Source organism: Bacillus sp. A1 (genome assembly GCF_042296235.1).
Lineage (GTDB): Bacteria > Bacillota > Bacilli > Bacillales > Bacillaceae > Bacillus > Bacillus velezensis.
Genome location: NZ_CP141181.1, coordinates 2,931,682 through 2,946,914, shown reverse-complemented (window position 1 = coordinate 2,946,914; position 15,233 = coordinate 2,931,682). Strand labels below are relative to the sequence as shown.

Genomic DNA, 15,233 nt, shown 5'->3' with positions numbered 1-15,233 from the left:
TTCTTCTCAGCCTTTGACCGCCCCGGAGGACAGCCCTGAGATAAAATATTTTTGAAGCGCCAAAAACAATACGACCATCGGCAGCATCGCCATAATCGCGGCTGCGGCGACTAAGTGAAGATTGTTCGCGTTTTCGCCGAAGAATCCCGCCATGGCCACGGTCAATGTCTGCACCTTTTGATCTTGTAAAAAGAAAATCGCAAATTGGTAATCGTTCCAGATAAACACGCAGGAAATAATGCAGACCGTTGCGGTAATCGGTTTCAACAAAGGAAACACGATTGTATAAAAAGTCCTGATCAATCCCGCGCCGTCCATCCTGGCGGCTTCCTCAAGCTCTTTCGGAATGGAAGAGCGGATAAACCCTGAATATAAGAAAACGGTCAGCGGCATATATGCAGCCGTATTAATGAGAATGGCTGCGGCATGCGTATTGATCAGCCCCGCATCAGCGACCATCTTGTATAAAGGAACCATGGAAGTCAAAGGCGGGATGATCATGATAGAAATCAAAAGGCCGAAGACGATTTTGTTCAGCTTTGTATTTCTTCTAGCGAGCGGGTATGCGGCAAGCGAACCCATGAAAATTAACAAAGCGGCGGAAACGGCTGTAATGATAATCGTGTTCAGAAAGGATTGCCCGAGAGAGGCACGTTCCCATGCTTCACGAAAATTCTGAAATGAAAAGGCGGATGGCAGCGACCATTTTGAACTGTAGTCTCCTTTTGCTTTTAATGACGTGGTCAGCAAAATATAAAAGGGGACAATATGAACGCACGAGATAACGGCTGCCAACAGCGTAAAAATCCGCATTCGGGCTGTTTTCATGACATTTCCGTCTCCTTTCGCTTGAAATACACGAGAGCCGAAAAGCTGATGACAAGAATAATGACGGACATAAATACTCCTTGGGCGGCGGCATATCCCGCATCCTGCCGTTTAAAATATAAATCATACATAAACGTCGACATCGATTGAGAGGAATTGCCCGGCCCTCCTGCGGTCAGCGCGAAAATGACATCAAACAGCTTCAGCCCGCCGATGATATTGATGACCATGTTGATGGTGACAGCCGGCATCAATAATGGCAGGGTGATGGTGAAAAACGGCTGAAGACCTCCAGCGCCATCCATTTTTGCGGCTTCGTAATAATCTTTCGGAATGCTTTGCAGCCCCGCTAAATATACAATCATCGCAATGCCTGCGTATTGATACGTGTTAATCATGACGATAATCCACGGGTTTGCCGCAGGGCTTGCCAAGGCGTTGACAGGACCGATTCCCAGTGCGCCAAATACATCATTCAGCGCACCCCCGTCATATGAGAAAATAAAATACCAAATGTATCCCATAATCAGCGGACTGATAATGACGGGCAGGTAGACGATCGTTCTTGTGAGCGCCTTCATTTTTAAGCTCTGATTCAAAAGCAGCGCATATAAAAGTCCGAGCATATTCTGAAAAAAAGTGCTTCCAATGCCGTAAAGCAAAGTGTTTTTCACAACAAGCCACGTGTCCGGATCTGTAAAAAGCCTTTTATATTGAGTGACCCCCACCCATTGATACGTCTGTGAGAAGCCGTTCCAGTTTGTAAATGTGATAAAAGCGCCTTTGACAAACGGAAAAATCATGAAAATAAAAACCGTGGCAAGAGCGGGAACGTACATCCACCACAGTGACGCGGGTTTTACTGGCTTTTGATGTTGAAATCCTTGGGTTTCTCTTGCAAGATCACTCATTCTTTTTCAGCTCCCCGTGAATCAGATTGAAGCCGGAGCCGCTTATATTCCCTGCCGAGTTTCGCTGAAATTTCAGCGGGGGTTAAGATATCGGCCATCAGCTCCTGCCCGGCTGTTCCCATCACATCCCACATTCCGTTCGGCAAATAAAGGCGGTCAAAATAAGGCTGCACCTTAATATGCTGATAGCGCTTATAGTCATTTGCGTAGAAAATGTCCGTTTGTACATTCACTAATCCGGCCGGAAGCGAGGTCGCTTCGGCAATTGATTTTGCATGCTCGGGTCGGGCCATAAATGCGATAAACTGTTTCGCTTCTTCAAGCCGCGGGGAATCCTTGAATGCCGCCAGCGTGTAACGTTCGCCTCCGATCCAAACCGGCGCGTCTCCCTTGTGGACGGCCGGGGTCGGTATGATGCCGACTTTTACCTTCGGATTGATTTGAGCGACGTCTTGGCCGAGGGTGCCGCCCTGCAGCGTAAAGGCGATTTTGTTTTGCGCCATCAGTTCAATGAGCTGGGATCGTTTTGCCGTCACGGCATCTATATTGAGCAGGTTTTCCTTTTGCATCTCTTTCAGTTTGTCAGATAAATAGGTGAAGTGTGTCCAGCGGAAGGTTCCGTTTAACAGCTGTTTTTTGTAACGGTGTGCGGGATCTGTGATGAGAAGCGGTGCGGCGAATTGATCGTAATATTGGGCAAATGAGCTTTTCTCATAGCCGGCAAACCAAAAGGGGGTGATTGTTCCGCCGCTTTTTTCTTTAATCTGTCTCAGTGCCTTCATAAAATCATCCATTGTTTCCGGCGGTTTGATTCCGTATTTTTCCAATAACGTGCGGTTGTAGGCCAGTCCGTCCTTTGCCTGATTCAGAGGGAAGGCGTATATTCTGCCTTTGGCGTCTTTGAGCATGCTGTTTAAATTCGGATCGAGCCGCTTCGTCCAAGACATGCCGCTGAGGTCAGCGGTATATTCTCCGTAGCGGATTTTGGCCCAGCCGTGTGTGTCGAAAAGATCGGGCATGTCACCGGCCGCCATTCTGACCCTCATCATATTTTCGTAGTCATTGCCTGGGAAATGAACGTTTACTTGAATGTCCGGATGTTCTTTTTGGAATGAATCAGCCAACTTTCTGAATACGGCGCGTTCGCTGTCTGAGGATATTGTGGAATAGACTGTCAATGTTTTCTGCTTTTCTCCGGCGCCGCTCTGTTCTGCCGAGCAGCCGGGAAGGATCATGCAAGTAAAAGAAAGAAACAAAGCCAGTAAGCGTTTCATCTTTTCCTCCTTTAAATATGATAGTAACGCTGCGGGACACGTCACCTCCTTTCTTGTGAGCCGCAGCTTTGTCTGACAATCAATGAAGTGGGGAGCGTCACGGCCAGCGGGACGGTTCTGCCGTTTAAACGGTCGAGAAGCAATTTGACACCCGTCCGGCCCATCTCTTCCGTGTATACTTTTACCGTTGATAACGGCGTGCTGGCGTATTCTGCCTCATCAATTCCGTTGAAGCTGACAACCGCCGTATCGCGCGGGACTTGAAGGCCGGCTTCCTGCAAGGCTTTTAAAGCGCCGACAGCCATCGAATCACTTGCGATAAAAAAGGCATCGGGGAGACTTCCGCCTTTGATGGCTTCATTCATCAGCCGGAACCCTTCGTGCATGCTGTATTCGCCGATCAGTACATGCTCCGGCTCGGCGCCGGCCATTTGTAAGAAAGCGGTCAGACGCTTATCCTCAATCGTTTTATTGCTGTTTACGCCGTCTATGACGGTATGCTCCCGCTCCCGGCCGCCGATATAACCTAGCCGCTGATAACCGAGCGACAGAAGATGTTCTATCGCCTTCTGCGCTGCGGCATAAAAATCCACGCTGACGGAATCGTAGCGGGCGGGATCGGGTGTGCCGTTAACAAATACCGCGTGCCTGAAAGCGGCGCTGATATTCGTAAGCGCCTCGTCTTGCAGGCTGCCGATGACGATGACGCCGTCCAGTTCGTGAAACATATGCTCTTGAAAAGAACCGAGATGGATAGAAGATGTGATAAAAACTTTTTGCCGAAAGCATTCTTCCTCAATGCCTTTTCGGATCGCCGAAAAATAAGGATCCTGCCGTTCTTCTTCGGGTGACAGGCAGCTGACAACGCCGATCAGGGGCGCTGAATCGCTGCGGCTGCGGTTCTTCCGTTTTTTTGCCGACGGCTGATAGCCCAGCTCATCGGCGATCCTCAGAACTTTTTCTCTTGTTTCATCAGTCACGGCCAAAGAGTCATCCTTATTTAAAATTCTCGATACTGTCGCGCTGGATACAGATGCCTGTAAGGCAATATCTTTGAGACGGACCATTTCGCATCTCCTTTTTACTAAATATTTACTAAACAGAAATGACCTGGTTATTGTTAAAATGATATTATCATACGTTAGTAAGCGTTTTCAATAACTATTTTTGGTTGCTTTTAGTAAAAATCAGTAAAAAAGAAAATCTGTTTTTCTCTATCATATTTCAATTGAACCGGAATAAATTGATAGAGAAAGGAGAGGGTGATGTGCTGAAGATAGCTGTTTTTGATGAGGAGCATGAAAAGGATCTGCAGACTGAAGTCAATACATTTTTAAAGGGGATTTCTGATGAACAGCTCGTTGATATTAAATATACGGTAGCGGCGGCCTGTGATCCTGAAGGTGAGCAGCTTTATTGTTTTTCCGCTCTCATTTTATACCGAAAATAAAAAAGCCCGGACGAAAGGGACTGACCCCATAAGATGAGACAAACAAAAAACACCTTCAAGTTTGAAAACGGATGATTGTTAGCCGAAATTAGACTTGGAGGTGTTTTTTCTATGGGGACAAGAGTGAGTTATCCGGTTGAAGTGAAACAGAAGGCTGTAGAAATGAGATTGGCAGGCGTGCCTATGAAAGAGATCATGCAGGAATTGAATATTAAGAATAAGACACAGGTTCAGACATGGGTTAGATGGCATAAGACTGGGGATACACATCGATTCGAACAGCCTGTCGGAAAGCAATACACTTACGGAAAAGGCCCGGAGTATTCTTCCGAATTAGAGAAACTGCAGGCAGAAAATCGTTATCTGAGACAACAGAATGAAGTTTTAAAAAAGTGCAACGAATTGGAAAGGAAGCTGATAGCGAAACGCCAGTCGAGCTTGTAGAAGCATTGCGCGGCACAATGACCATACAGGATATCTGTATTCATTTAGGTATCTCACGAGCATCTTATTATCGTTGGAAGAAGAATCTGATGAAAGATAACCCTAAATACCATTTAGAAAAACAAATCGGCACGTTGTGCCGAGAACACAAGTTTCGATATGGCTATCGGAAAATCACAGCCATATTAAAAAAGGGAATGCGTGTGAATCATAAAACGGTTCAGCGCATTATGCAGAAGAATCAGTGGCAATGCCGGGTTAAGGTGAAAAAGCGCAAGAAAGATGGGCAGCCATATGCCGTGGCCGAGAATATATTGGATCGAAACTTTCAGTCTGAACGCCCTCTGGAAAAGCTAGTAACGGATATCACATATTTGCCTTATGGGCAGAAACAATTGTATCTTTCCAGTATATTGGATTTATACAATGGAGAAGTGATTGCTTTTACAATTGGCGATAGACAGGACACAGACTTTGTCTTACACACACTTGATCAGCTGCCCGCACTGCCAGAGAACTGCGTGTTACATAGTGACCAAGGTTCTGTTTATACATCTTATGAGTATCAGAAAGCTGTTAAAACAAAAGGCATTACCATGAGCATGTCCCGCAAAGAGACGCCCGCTGATAATGCCTCCATCGAATCGTTTCATTCCTCACTAAAGTCTGAAACGTTCTATCTTAACAGCATTGATCGAACTACGACGACCATCGTAGAACGCACTGCCATAGAATACATTCATTATTATAACAATATTCGTATTCAAACGAAACTAAACAGCCAATCGCCGATACAATATCGGCAATTGGCTGTATGAAGGTGTTTTGATCCCTGTCTCAAAAACAGGGGTCAGTCCCGAAATGCCGGGCTTCTTTGTGCATTATGCTTTTTTGACGCGGGGACTTCTCGGTTTTTGGTATTTCTCCGCTTGTTTGATTCCTTTTCTCTCGCTCGCTAATGACTTGTACAGAGACACGATCATCAGAAGGATCACGACTGAAAACGGAACCGCGGCGAGAATGGCCGTGTTTTGCAGTGCGGCCAGACCGCCGGAATATAATAATACCGCTGCCACGGCGGACTGGATGATGCCCCAGATGATTTTCACCCGGTTTGAAGGGTCTAATGAGCCGTAAGACGTTTGCATTCCAAGCACAAATGTCGCTGAATCCGCTGATGTAATAAAGAATACAGCGATCAGAACAAGCGTTAATACGGATGTCACCATTGTCAGCGGATAGTGGCTGAGTGCGCCGAACAGCATCGTATCCGTTGACATTCCCGCGACATTGAATACGCCTTTCTGCTGAAGATCCATCGCGGATACACCGAAGATCGCAAACCATAAGAAAGCCAATATACAAGGTGTCACCAACACCCCGATTAAAAATTCCCGGATCGTCCGGCCCCTTGATACACGGGCGATAAAAATGCCGACAAACGGCGACCAGGATATCCACCAGGCCCAATAGAAAATGGTCCAGCTGTTAATCCATTCGCGTTTTTGGGGATCATTCGGAGACAAGCGAAAGCTCATCTGCACGATATTTTGGATGTATTGGCCGATAGAATCGGTAAATGAGTTCATAATCAGCACCGTCGGGCCTGCAATGAGCATAAAGATCATTAAAATACCCGCGAGCGCCATGTTGGTATTGCTTAAGTATTTAATCCCTTTGCCGATTCCGCTCCACGCAGAAATCAAAAATAACACGGTCACGACAGCGATCAGGATCAGCTGAATGGAAAATGTTTTTGGAATGCCGAATAAATAATGCAGACCGCCGTTGATCTGAGTCGCTCCGAGCCCTAAGCTTGTCGCCACACCGACAACGGTCGCAAACACCGCGATACAGTCAATTGCTTTGCCGATCGGCCCGTTTACTTTATCGCCCAAAAGCGGTGTCAGTGTGCTGCTGATCAAACCGGGCGCGTCTTTTCTGAATTGAAAATATGCGATACATAAAGCGACGACCGCATAGATGGCCCAAGCGTGCAGCCCCCAGTGGAAAAATGTGTACCGGAGCGCATCACGAAATGCTTGGGGCGTTTCTGTTTCACCTGAGGGAGAGCTGATGGCGTAATGGCTGATCGGTTCCGCAGCCCCGTAAAATACCAAACCGATTCCCATGCCCGCGCTGAAAAGCATGGCAAACCATGATAATAAGCCGAATTCCGGTTTTTCCCCGGGTTTTCCGAGTTTTATTGTGCCGATCGGACTCACAATGAGAAAGAGACAGAAACCGACAAATATAGAAACGACCAGCAGATAATACCAGCCGAAAGAATCCGTAATAAATTTTTGTGCCGTATCAGTGACTTGCTGCAGGCTGTCAGGAGAAATGGCCCCCCATAAAACCGCAGCTGCTGTGATGACAATCACAATCCAAAAAACACTGGAGATGTTCTTCTTCAAACGTTCTCACCCTCTGACTATTTTTTTCAATACGCCATTTTGTTTTAGTGTGGTCGTACGATTACAGATCATTCCTTTCTTCCTATTCCCTCAATCAGGTGAAACAAAACGCAGAAAACTCTATCATGTTTTTGGTCAATTATCAACGGGGACGCTCAGGTAAATGCGCTTTAAACCATTTAGAACGAGCGTGAGAAACGTCCTGCATTCAAACCGGCGAGACGACCCGTGACAAAGGCTGAAGTGATATTGTAGCCCCCGGTATAGCCGTGAATGTCGAGTATTTCTCCGCAAAAATATAAGCCTTCCATTTTTTTAGACGCCATTTGTTTCGGCTCAATCTCTTTTACGGAAACACCTCCGCCTGTGACAAACGCTTTGTCCAAAGAAAGCGTTCCGTCAGCGGCAACCGTAAATTGTTTGCAGTCTTTGACAAAAGCCCTGAATTGATCCTTCGGCAGTTCCGTAAAGCTTGTCTGCGGATCAAGACCGTTCCGTTCCAGAAGAAAAAGCAGGTACCGTTCCTGCATCCACGGCTTCAGCGCGTTTTTGAGCGCTTTTTTCGGTGCGTCTTTCAGTTCCTTGTGCATCTTTTGAAATAACTCTTCCTCGTTGATGCCGGGAAACAGATCGATGCGGAGTTTGACCTCTGGCTGCTTTTTCAGTTCTTTGACGACAAACTGGCTGCAGCGGAGAATGGCGGGGCCTGACAAGCCGAAATGGGTAAACAGCATGTCCATCACGTGTGTGACGATTGGTTTTCCTTTTTTATTCAGGACGCTGACGGCCGCGTTTCTAAGAGACAGCCCCTGAAGTGTTTTTTGTTTAATAAACGGTTCTGACGACGTAACCGGCACTTCCGTCGGAAAGAGTTCGGTCACGGTATGACCGGCCGCTTCCGCCCATGCATAGCCGTCTCCGGTGCTGCCGGTATGCGGGACTGATTTTCCGCCGACCGCGATAATGACGGCGTCTGCGTTAATGTGTTCGTCATTGTTTGTCGTAATGCCTGCTGTCCTGCCGTTCTCGTACCGCACTTCTTTGATTTTTTCATTTGTGCGGATGATGACATTCAGTTGTTTTAATCGGTTCAAAAGCGCATCGACAACGCTTTGCGCTTTGTCCGTCACCGGGAACATGCGCCCGTGGTCTTCTTCTTTCAGCTGAATGCCGAGTTTTTCAAAAAAGGCGATGATATCTTCATTATTAAATTCGGAAAACGCGCTGTATAAAAAGCGGCCGTTGCCGGGGATGTGTTTGATGATTTCTTCAACGGTGAGGCGGTTGGTCACGTTGCAGCGCCCGCCGCCGGAAATCGCCAGCTTCCGTCCCAGCTTGTTTCCTTTATCGATTAATAATACGTCCGCCCCTTCTTCGCCTGCGGCAATCGCAGCCATTAAACCGGACGGACCGCCGCCGATCACAATCACGTCATAATGTTTCATATTTCATCAACAACTTTCTTTTTCACGTATAATAGGCGGAAATGTCCGCTTTCTGCTATTATAGCGAAAGAAAGGGAATCCTTAAACGTATTTAGTTTTTTAAAGGGTTTTCCCAAAAAGTTTCCCGCTGTAATTATTACCGTCTAATTGCCCAGTTGTGTTAAAATAGAAAAGTTGAATCTTCGTAGAAAATGGTGATGAGGAAACATGTCAAGCAAATTGTTAAGGGGCACGTTCGTGCTGACGCTCGGCACCTATATATCGCGGATTTTAGGGATGATTTATCTGATCCCGTTCGGAGCGATGGTCGGAGCGACGGGCGGAGCTTTGTTTCAATACGGATATAATCAATATACACTGTTTTTAAACATTGCCACGATGGGATTTCCCGCCGCGGTTTCAAAATTTGTCTCGAAATATAACTCCAAAGGAGACTATGAGACGAGCAGGCGGATGCTGAGAGCGGGAATGTCGGTTATGCTCGTAACCGGGATGATCGCTTTTTCAATTCTTTATATTTCGGCGCCGTTTTTTGCGGAAACATCTCTCGGCGGCACGAGTAACAACGGACTTACGATTGACCACGTCGTTTATGTCATCCGGATGGTCAGTCTGGCACTTTTGGTCGTGCCGATTATGAGTCTTGTGCGCGGTTTTTTCCAAGGTCACCAGATGATGGGGCCGACAGCCGTTTCACAGGTTGTGGAGCAGCTTGCCCGGATTATCTTTTTATTGGGCGCAACGTATTTGATTTTAAGAGTGATCAACGGCGGCCTTGTCATCGCGGTCGGATACGCGACTTTCGCGGCGCTGATCGGATCATTCGGAGGGCTTGTCGTCCTTTATATTTACTGGAATAAGCGGAAGGGCGATCTCCTGGCGATGAAGCCGAATCTCGTCCCGTCTGCGAACTTAAGTTATAAAAAAATGTTCATTGAGCTTTTCAGTTATGCCGCTCCTTACGTATTTGTCGGACTGGCGATTCCTTTGTATTCATATATCGATACGAATACGTTTAATAAAGCGATGATTGCGGCGGGCCATAAGGATATCAGCCAGGACATGCTTGCGATTGTCACCCTTTATGTGCCGAAGCTTGTTATGATCCCGGTTTCTCTGGCGACCGCTTTCGGTCTGACGCTGATTCCGACGATTACTGAATCGTTTACGAGCAGGAATTATAAGCTTTTGAACCAGCAGATTAACCAGACGATGCAAATCATTCTGTTTTTGGTTATTCCCGCCGTTGTCGGGATGTCCGTGTTATCGGGTCCGGCCTATACGTTCTTCTACGGCTCTGAAAGTCTTCGCCCGGATATCGGACAGGATATATTGTTCTGGTACGCGCCTGTCGCGATTCTGTTTTCTCTGTTTACCGTAAACGCCGCGATCCTGCAAGGGATTAATAAACAGAAATTTGCTGTCGTGAGCCTTTTCATCGGCGTCATTATAAAAGTGGTGCTGAACGTGCCGCTGATCAAGCTGTTTCAGGGAGACGGGGCCATCCTGGCAACGGCGCTCGGTTATATCGCTTCTCTTCTGTACGGTTTTATCATGATTAAGCGCCATGCGGGCTATTCGTATACGGTACTTATAAAACGGGTCATTTTAATCGCAGTCCTGTCCGTCCTGATGGGAGTCGCGGTCAAGCTGACTCAATGGCTGCTCAGCTTCTTTGTAACATACCAAAGCGGCCAGGTGTATGCGGCGATTGTCGTCTTTGTCTGCGCCGCTGTCGGCGGTGCGGTGTACATGTTTGCCGCGTACCGAATCGGATTTTTACAGAAAATGTTTGGAAACCGTCTGCCCCGCGTTTTGAGAAGAGGCAGGCATTCCGCCCATTAAGAATAATGAATAGTCCGCTTATCGCGGGCTTTTCTTTTTAAAGGAGAGGATCAGGATGAGACTTGATAAGCTGCTTGCCAACAGCGGATTCGGCTCAAGAAAAGATGTGAAAAAAATCGTCAAGGCTGGGGCTGTCATGATTGACGGAGAGCCGGCGAAAGATGTGAAAACCCATGTCGATCCGGAAAAACAGGACATCACGGTATACGGAGAGCCGGCAGATTATCGTGAATTTATTTATGTCATGATGAATAAGCCGCAAGGAGTGCTGTCCGCTACCGAAGACAGCCGCCAGCAAACGGTGGTTGATCTGCTGACGCCTGAAGAACAGCGATTTGAACCGTTTCCGGCGGGACGTCTTGATAAGGATACGGAAGGCTTTTTGCTTCTGACCAATGACGGGCAGCTCGCTCATCGCCTGCTTTCTCCGAAAAAGCATGTGCCTAAAACATATGAGGTCCGGTTAACTTCACCCCTGTCACCGGAAGACATCATTCATCTGGAAAGAGGCGTCGTCATTGAAGGAGGATATAAGACGAAGCCGGCAGCCGTTGAAATCATTACAGAAAGCCCGGATGAAACGGTGATTCACTTGACCATTACAGAAGGCAAATATCATCAGGTGAAGCTGATGGCAAAGGCTGTCGGAAATGAAGTGGCTTATTTGAAGCGGCTTTCGATGGGGGCTGTTTCTCTTGACCCGGATCTAAAACCGGGAGAATTCCGCGAGCTGACTGAAGAGGAGCTCGAAACGCTGAGAGGCGCTGAAGTGTAATCGATATCAGAAAAGCCCAAAACAGATTTGTTTTGGGCTTTTTATATAGAGGAACAAAAAACAAGGCAAAGACGCTGCTTTGCCTTGCAGCATGTCAGGCCGAAAAGGGCCTTATGTAATTGTTCGCTTAAGATGTAATTTTCACTTTTTTTCGTGTTGTCTCCCACTTGCCTCGGCTAGGACTATGAACAAGATCATTGTATGCTAACACATTTAAGTCTCGCTGAATGGTTCTAGGTGTAATGCCGAATTCATCAACCAGTTCCTGTGTTGTCACAAGGCCTTTTTCCTGGATGAACATGTAAACTGATTTAATCCGAGTCAGCATACGATTTGTTGAAGGTTTCAAAAAACCACTCCCTATCATAAGATCGGATGGACTTGATATACCACAACTTTCGACTCTAAAACTTCGTACGAATAAGCAACAAAGGATGACATTCTGTTTTTTCTCTTTTAACTGCCTCCATTATACACGATATGGACAACATGAATCTAGGAATAAGCGCAGATAATTTTTTCCAATTGGGTGCCGCCTTGGTGCATTACTATGCCCGGTCCGCTTTTATTATTATGGAAACTGAAACTTTTTTTAAACATGTCCGTATGAAAACCGGGGAGTGAGACATTTGGGAGAATTATTGAATGCAAACATTGTCTGCGCCGGTTATGCTGACAGGCCGAAGGTGATTTCTGATGTATCTCTGTCAGTCAACGCTGGTGAAATTGCCGGTTTAATCGGAGCGAACGGCGCGGGGAAAAGTACAGTGATAAAGGCGGTTCTCGGGCTGTCCCGGGATATAGAAGGCGATATTGAGTGGAATGATTCATCTTATGCTTACATACCGGAGCGTCCGAGTTTTTACGATGAACTGACGCTTTGGGAGCACCTCGAGCTGACCGGGTCATTGCGGGGTATAGAAGGGGAAGAATGCCGTGAGCGGGCAGGGCGGCTGCTTGAAGAGTTTTCGCTGACGTCTGTAAAACATGATTTGCCTTCCGGCTTTTCAAAAGGGATGCAGCAAAAATTGATGCTCATACAGGCATTTTTGGCGAAGCCGGATATTTACATCATTGATGAGCCTTTTATCGGACTTGATCCGATCTCAACGAAGCTGTTTACCGACATGCTGATTGTTGAGAAAGAAAGGGGCGCGGGGATTTTGATGTGCACTCATGTTCTGGATACGGCGGAAAAAATCTGCGACCGGTTTTATTTGCTGGATCAGGGCGCTCTGCTTCTTCAAGGCACGTTAGAGGAGCTTCAGGAAAAAACGGGGAGCCGTTCACTGCTGGATTGCTTTTATTCAGCGGTTCGGAGCAGTCAGCGATGACCGGGCGGGCTTTGTTTTTTCAAAGGCTGTTTCATTATTGGCGGTATCAATGGAAGGTGTTCCAGACGGTCATTGATTGGACGGTCGCGCTGTATATCGTTCTTCCCGCTGCCGCATTTGCCGTTTATCAATATGCTGATTGGCTGAACGGCAGGGGGCTTCTTAATGGAGCGGCAGGAGTATTAGGGTGGGGCTGGCTGTATGTATTCAGTGCCCTGCTGTTGTGCACGGGTTTTATTCATACCTTTTTGCTGGAAGCGGATCACGTATTTTTGGTGCATGTAAAACATCTGATGCAAAAGCTGAAACGGTATGCGCTTTTGTATTCGATGTTCCTTTCCCTTATCAAATGGGGTGCGCTTGCCGTATTGTTATTTCCCTTATGGCGCCAATACGGTGACTGTACCTTACCGGCATATTCAGGTATGTTTTGCTGTCTGTTCGGCTTCCATACTGCAATATTAGCGGTGCACCGGCACAGAAAAAACAGCAGGCGGACATTCGGGAATCAGGCGGCGGGCTGGCTGAAAGTGATGGTTCTGATGGCGGGGGCGTTTTTTATGATCGTCTTTGCCGCCGAATGGTATTGGCTTTGGCCGGCGGGCTGTATATTGTTCATCTGTTCCGCTCTTTTGACTTGGAAAGGGACGGAGACATTATCAGCCTTTGAGGAAGAAGTGCTTGAAGAGAACAGGCGCAAGCTTTCATTCGCGGCCTCTGTTTTGATGCTCAGCCATGATGTGCAGCTCCCGAATGGTAAAAATAAAGGGCGGAGCAAGCCGTTTTTATATCCCGGCTCAAAGCACATCTTTACAAAACGGTCGGCGTATACGGCGTGGAAAGAATTGTTCTTTAAAGTGCTGATCCGAAACGGCGGGTATCTCCGGCAGCTTTACCTTTTAACCGCGGCTTTTACGGCTCTTATTCTCGTTCTTCCGCTCTTAGTGAAGCCGGCAGTCCTTATTTTATTTGCGATCGTCAGCCGCTATGCCGCGTCGCTTTTATTTGACCGGATCACGGATAAACCGGTTTTAAGCGGTATCAAGAGAGACAGTGATGACTATTTCAGGGCGCGAAACAGCGCATTAACCGTCATTCAAATCATCTGTTCCGCCTGGTGTCTCATTGCCGCGATTCTTTCCGTTCTTTATATGTGAAAATCCCTTTCCGAAAAAGGAAAGGGATTTTTCTTAATGTCCGTTCAAAATAAAAAGCTGAATAAAAAACAGCACGGCGAAGATGATGACTAGAGGATGGATTTCGCGCCATTTTTTCTTAGCTGCTTTAACAAGCGGATATGAAATGAAGCCGAGTGCGATTCCGGTTGAAATACTGGACGTTAAAGGCATCGCCAAAATGACGAGAAAGGCCGGGAACGCTTCATCAAGCTCATTCCAGCGGATATTTGAGACTGCGCCCATCATCAGGCTGCCGACAATAATCAGAGCCGGTGACGTAATCGCGGACACTTCCGATAAGACGCTGACAAGCGGGCTGAAAAACATGGAAACGGCAAACATAACGGCTATCGTCAGCGCCGTCAGACCCGTTCTTCCGCCGGCCGCCACACCTGCTGAAGATTCAACGAACGCGGTCGTCGGGCTGGTGCCGAAGATGCTTCCCACCGTCGTAGCGGTCGAATCAGCCAAAAGCGCTCTTCTGGCATTCGGAAGCTGATTGTTTTTGATCAATCCCGCTTGTTCGGCGACACCGATCATGGTGCCGGTCGTGTCAAAAATCGTAACGAGAAGAAAAGAAAACACAACGGCGTACAGACCGTGATGCACGACATCCCCGAGGGCACCGAACGGATTTGTGATCAAAAGCCCCTCCGGCAGGTGCGGGAAGGACATGAATCCTTTCGCGAAATGGATCTGTCCGGTCAAAAAGGCAATGATAGCGGTCAGCGCCATTCCGATGAACAGAGCCCCGTTTACATTCAGCACCATCAGTACAATACTGATGATAAGTCCGATAAGCGTTAAAATGACGGCGGGCGAATGAAGATCGCCGAGTGCGACCAGATTGGATTTATCAGCCGTGATGATTCCGGATTGGCGTAAGCCGATAAAAGCGATAAATAAGCCGATGCCGGTCGTAATTCCGTATTTTAAATTGTCCGGAATCGCTTCTATAAGTTGTTTTCTTAAAGGCGTTAACGATAAAATAATAAAGATGACTCCCGCGATAAAAACGGCGCTGAAAGCCGTCTGATACGTAATGCCGCTGCCTGTGCCGACAACGTGAAAGGCGAGATACGCGTTTAAGCCCATGCCGGGGGCAATGGCGATCGGAAAATTCGCAGCGAGAGCCATCCATAAAGTTCCGACAATGGAAGCGATAATCGTCGCGGTGAATACCTGGTCAAACGGAATCCCCGCATTGGAAAGGATCACCGGATTGACGACAATGATATACACCATTGTGAAAAAGGTGGTCAATCCCGCGGTAATTTCTCTTTTTATTGTCGTTTGATGCTTGTCGAGATGAAACATAAGTACCTCCAATGA

At 47.2% G+C, this 15,233-nt stretch carries 14 protein-coding genes; 6 read left to right on the top strand and 8 right to left on the bottom strand.

Annotation, left to right across the window (positions count from 1 at the left end):
• Positions 1 to 6: 6 nt before the first annotated feature.
• From U2H13_RS14390 to U2H13_RS14375, 4 genes are read right to left on the bottom strand one after another with little or no spacing between them, the layout of a single operon-like run.
• Positions 7 to 828, bottom strand: coding sequence for a carbohydrate ABC transporter permease (locus U2H13_RS14390; protein ID WP_007408803.1), 822 nt, complete (start codon positions 826 to 828; stop codon positions 7 to 9).
• Positions 825 to 1,739: a carbohydrate ABC transporter permease gene (locus tag U2H13_RS14385; RefSeq protein ID WP_021494481.1), complete on the bottom strand. Its 915-nt coding sequence runs from the start codon at positions 1,737 to 1,739 to the stop codon at positions 825 to 827. Before U2H13_RS14385 ends, U2H13_RS14390 begins: the two co-directional genes overlap by 4 nt.
• Entirely contained in the window at positions 1,736 to 3,013 is a 1,278-nt protein-coding gene (locus tag U2H13_RS14380) for an ABC transporter substrate-binding protein (protein ID WP_021494480.1), read from the bottom strand. Before U2H13_RS14380 ends, U2H13_RS14385 begins: the two co-directional genes overlap by 4 nt.
• Before the next feature lie 41 nt (positions 3,014 to 3,054).
• Positions 3,055 to 4,080: a LacI family DNA-binding transcriptional regulator gene (locus U2H13_RS14375; protein WP_038459551.1), complete on the bottom strand. Its 1,026-nt coding sequence runs from the start codon at positions 4,078 to 4,080 to the stop codon at positions 3,055 to 3,057.
• A gap of 200 nt (positions 4,081 to 4,280) precedes the next feature.
• Here U2H13_RS14375 and U2H13_RS14370 point away from each other — a divergent pair, with 200 nt between their 5' ends.
• On the top strand, positions 4,281 to 4,463 hold the full coding sequence (locus U2H13_RS14370) for a sporulation protein Cse60 (protein WP_003152309.1): 183 nt from the start codon (positions 4,281 to 4,283) through the stop codon (positions 4,461 to 4,463).
• 111 nt (positions 4,464 to 4,574) lie between these two features.
• Positions 4,575 to 5,725, top strand: a protein-coding gene (locus U2H13_RS14365) for an IS3 family transposase (RefSeq protein WP_376700510.1) whose coding sequence is annotated in 2 segments (ribosomal slippage) — positions 4,575 to 4,848 and positions 4,848 to 5,725 — 1,152 coding nt in all. Because the reading frame shifts where the segments join, the coding sequence is not laid out codon by codon here.
• 63 nt (positions 5,726 to 5,788) lie between these two features.
• On the opposite strand, the gene U2H13_RS14360 is transcribed toward U2H13_RS14365, so the two are convergent.
• Together U2H13_RS14360 and U2H13_RS14355 are read right to left on the bottom strand one after the other, a co-directional pair.
• Complete coding sequence (locus U2H13_RS14360; RefSeq protein ID WP_014418673.1) at positions 5,789 to 7,324, bottom strand: BCCT family transporter; 1,536 nt, start codon at positions 7,322 to 7,324, stop codon at positions 5,789 to 5,791.
• 179 nt (positions 7,325 to 7,503) lie between these two features.
• Positions 7,504 to 8,769 carry an NAD(P)/FAD-dependent oxidoreductase gene (locus tag U2H13_RS14355; protein ID WP_376700509.1) on the bottom strand — a complete coding sequence of 422 codons (1,266 nt, stop codon included), beginning with the start codon at positions 8,767 to 8,769 and terminating at the stop codon, positions 7,504 to 7,506.
• A 207-nt stretch (positions 8,770 to 8,976) separates the two neighbouring features.
• Between U2H13_RS14355 and U2H13_RS14350 the strand changes: the two genes are divergently transcribed.
• Entirely contained in the window at positions 8,977 to 10,614 is a 1,638-nt protein-coding gene (locus U2H13_RS14350; protein ID WP_021494478.1) for a polysaccharide biosynthesis protein, read from the top strand.
• A gap of 55 nt (positions 10,615 to 10,669) precedes the next feature.
• Complete coding sequence (locus U2H13_RS14345) at positions 10,670 to 11,389, top strand: pseudouridine synthase (protein ID WP_072176855.1); 720 nt, start codon at positions 10,670 to 10,672, stop codon at positions 11,387 to 11,389.
• 127 nt (positions 11,390 to 11,516) lie between these two features.
• Here U2H13_RS14345 and U2H13_RS14340 read toward each other — a convergent pair whose 3' ends face one another.
• A complete protein-coding gene (locus U2H13_RS14340) occupies positions 11,517 to 11,738 on the bottom strand; it encodes a DeoR family transcriptional regulator (RefSeq protein ID WP_003152337.1) in 222 nt (73 codons plus the stop codon).
• 280 nt (positions 11,739 to 12,018) lie between these two features.
• Here U2H13_RS14340 and U2H13_RS14335 point away from each other — a divergent pair, with 280 nt between their 5' ends.
• Both U2H13_RS14335 and U2H13_RS14330 read left to right on the top strand, forming a co-directional pair.
• Complete coding sequence (locus U2H13_RS14335; protein WP_100261958.1) at positions 12,019 to 12,723, top strand: ABC transporter ATP-binding protein; 705 nt, start codon at positions 12,019 to 12,021, stop codon at positions 12,721 to 12,723.
• Positions 12,720 to 13,880 carry an ABC transporter permease gene (locus tag U2H13_RS14330; protein WP_021494476.1) on the top strand — a complete coding sequence of 387 codons (1,161 nt, stop codon included), beginning with the start codon at positions 12,720 to 12,722 and terminating at the stop codon, positions 13,878 to 13,880. Before U2H13_RS14335 ends, U2H13_RS14330 begins: the two co-directional genes overlap by 4 nt.
• Positions 13,881 to 13,913: 33 nt before the next feature.
• On the opposite strand, the gene U2H13_RS14325 is transcribed toward U2H13_RS14330, so the two are convergent.
• Positions 13,914 to 15,218, bottom strand: a complete 1,305-nt coding sequence (locus U2H13_RS14325) for an NCS2 family permease (RefSeq protein WP_014418668.1) — start codon at positions 15,216 to 15,218, stop codon at positions 13,914 to 13,916.
• Positions 15,219 to 15,233 lie beyond the last annotated feature (15 nt).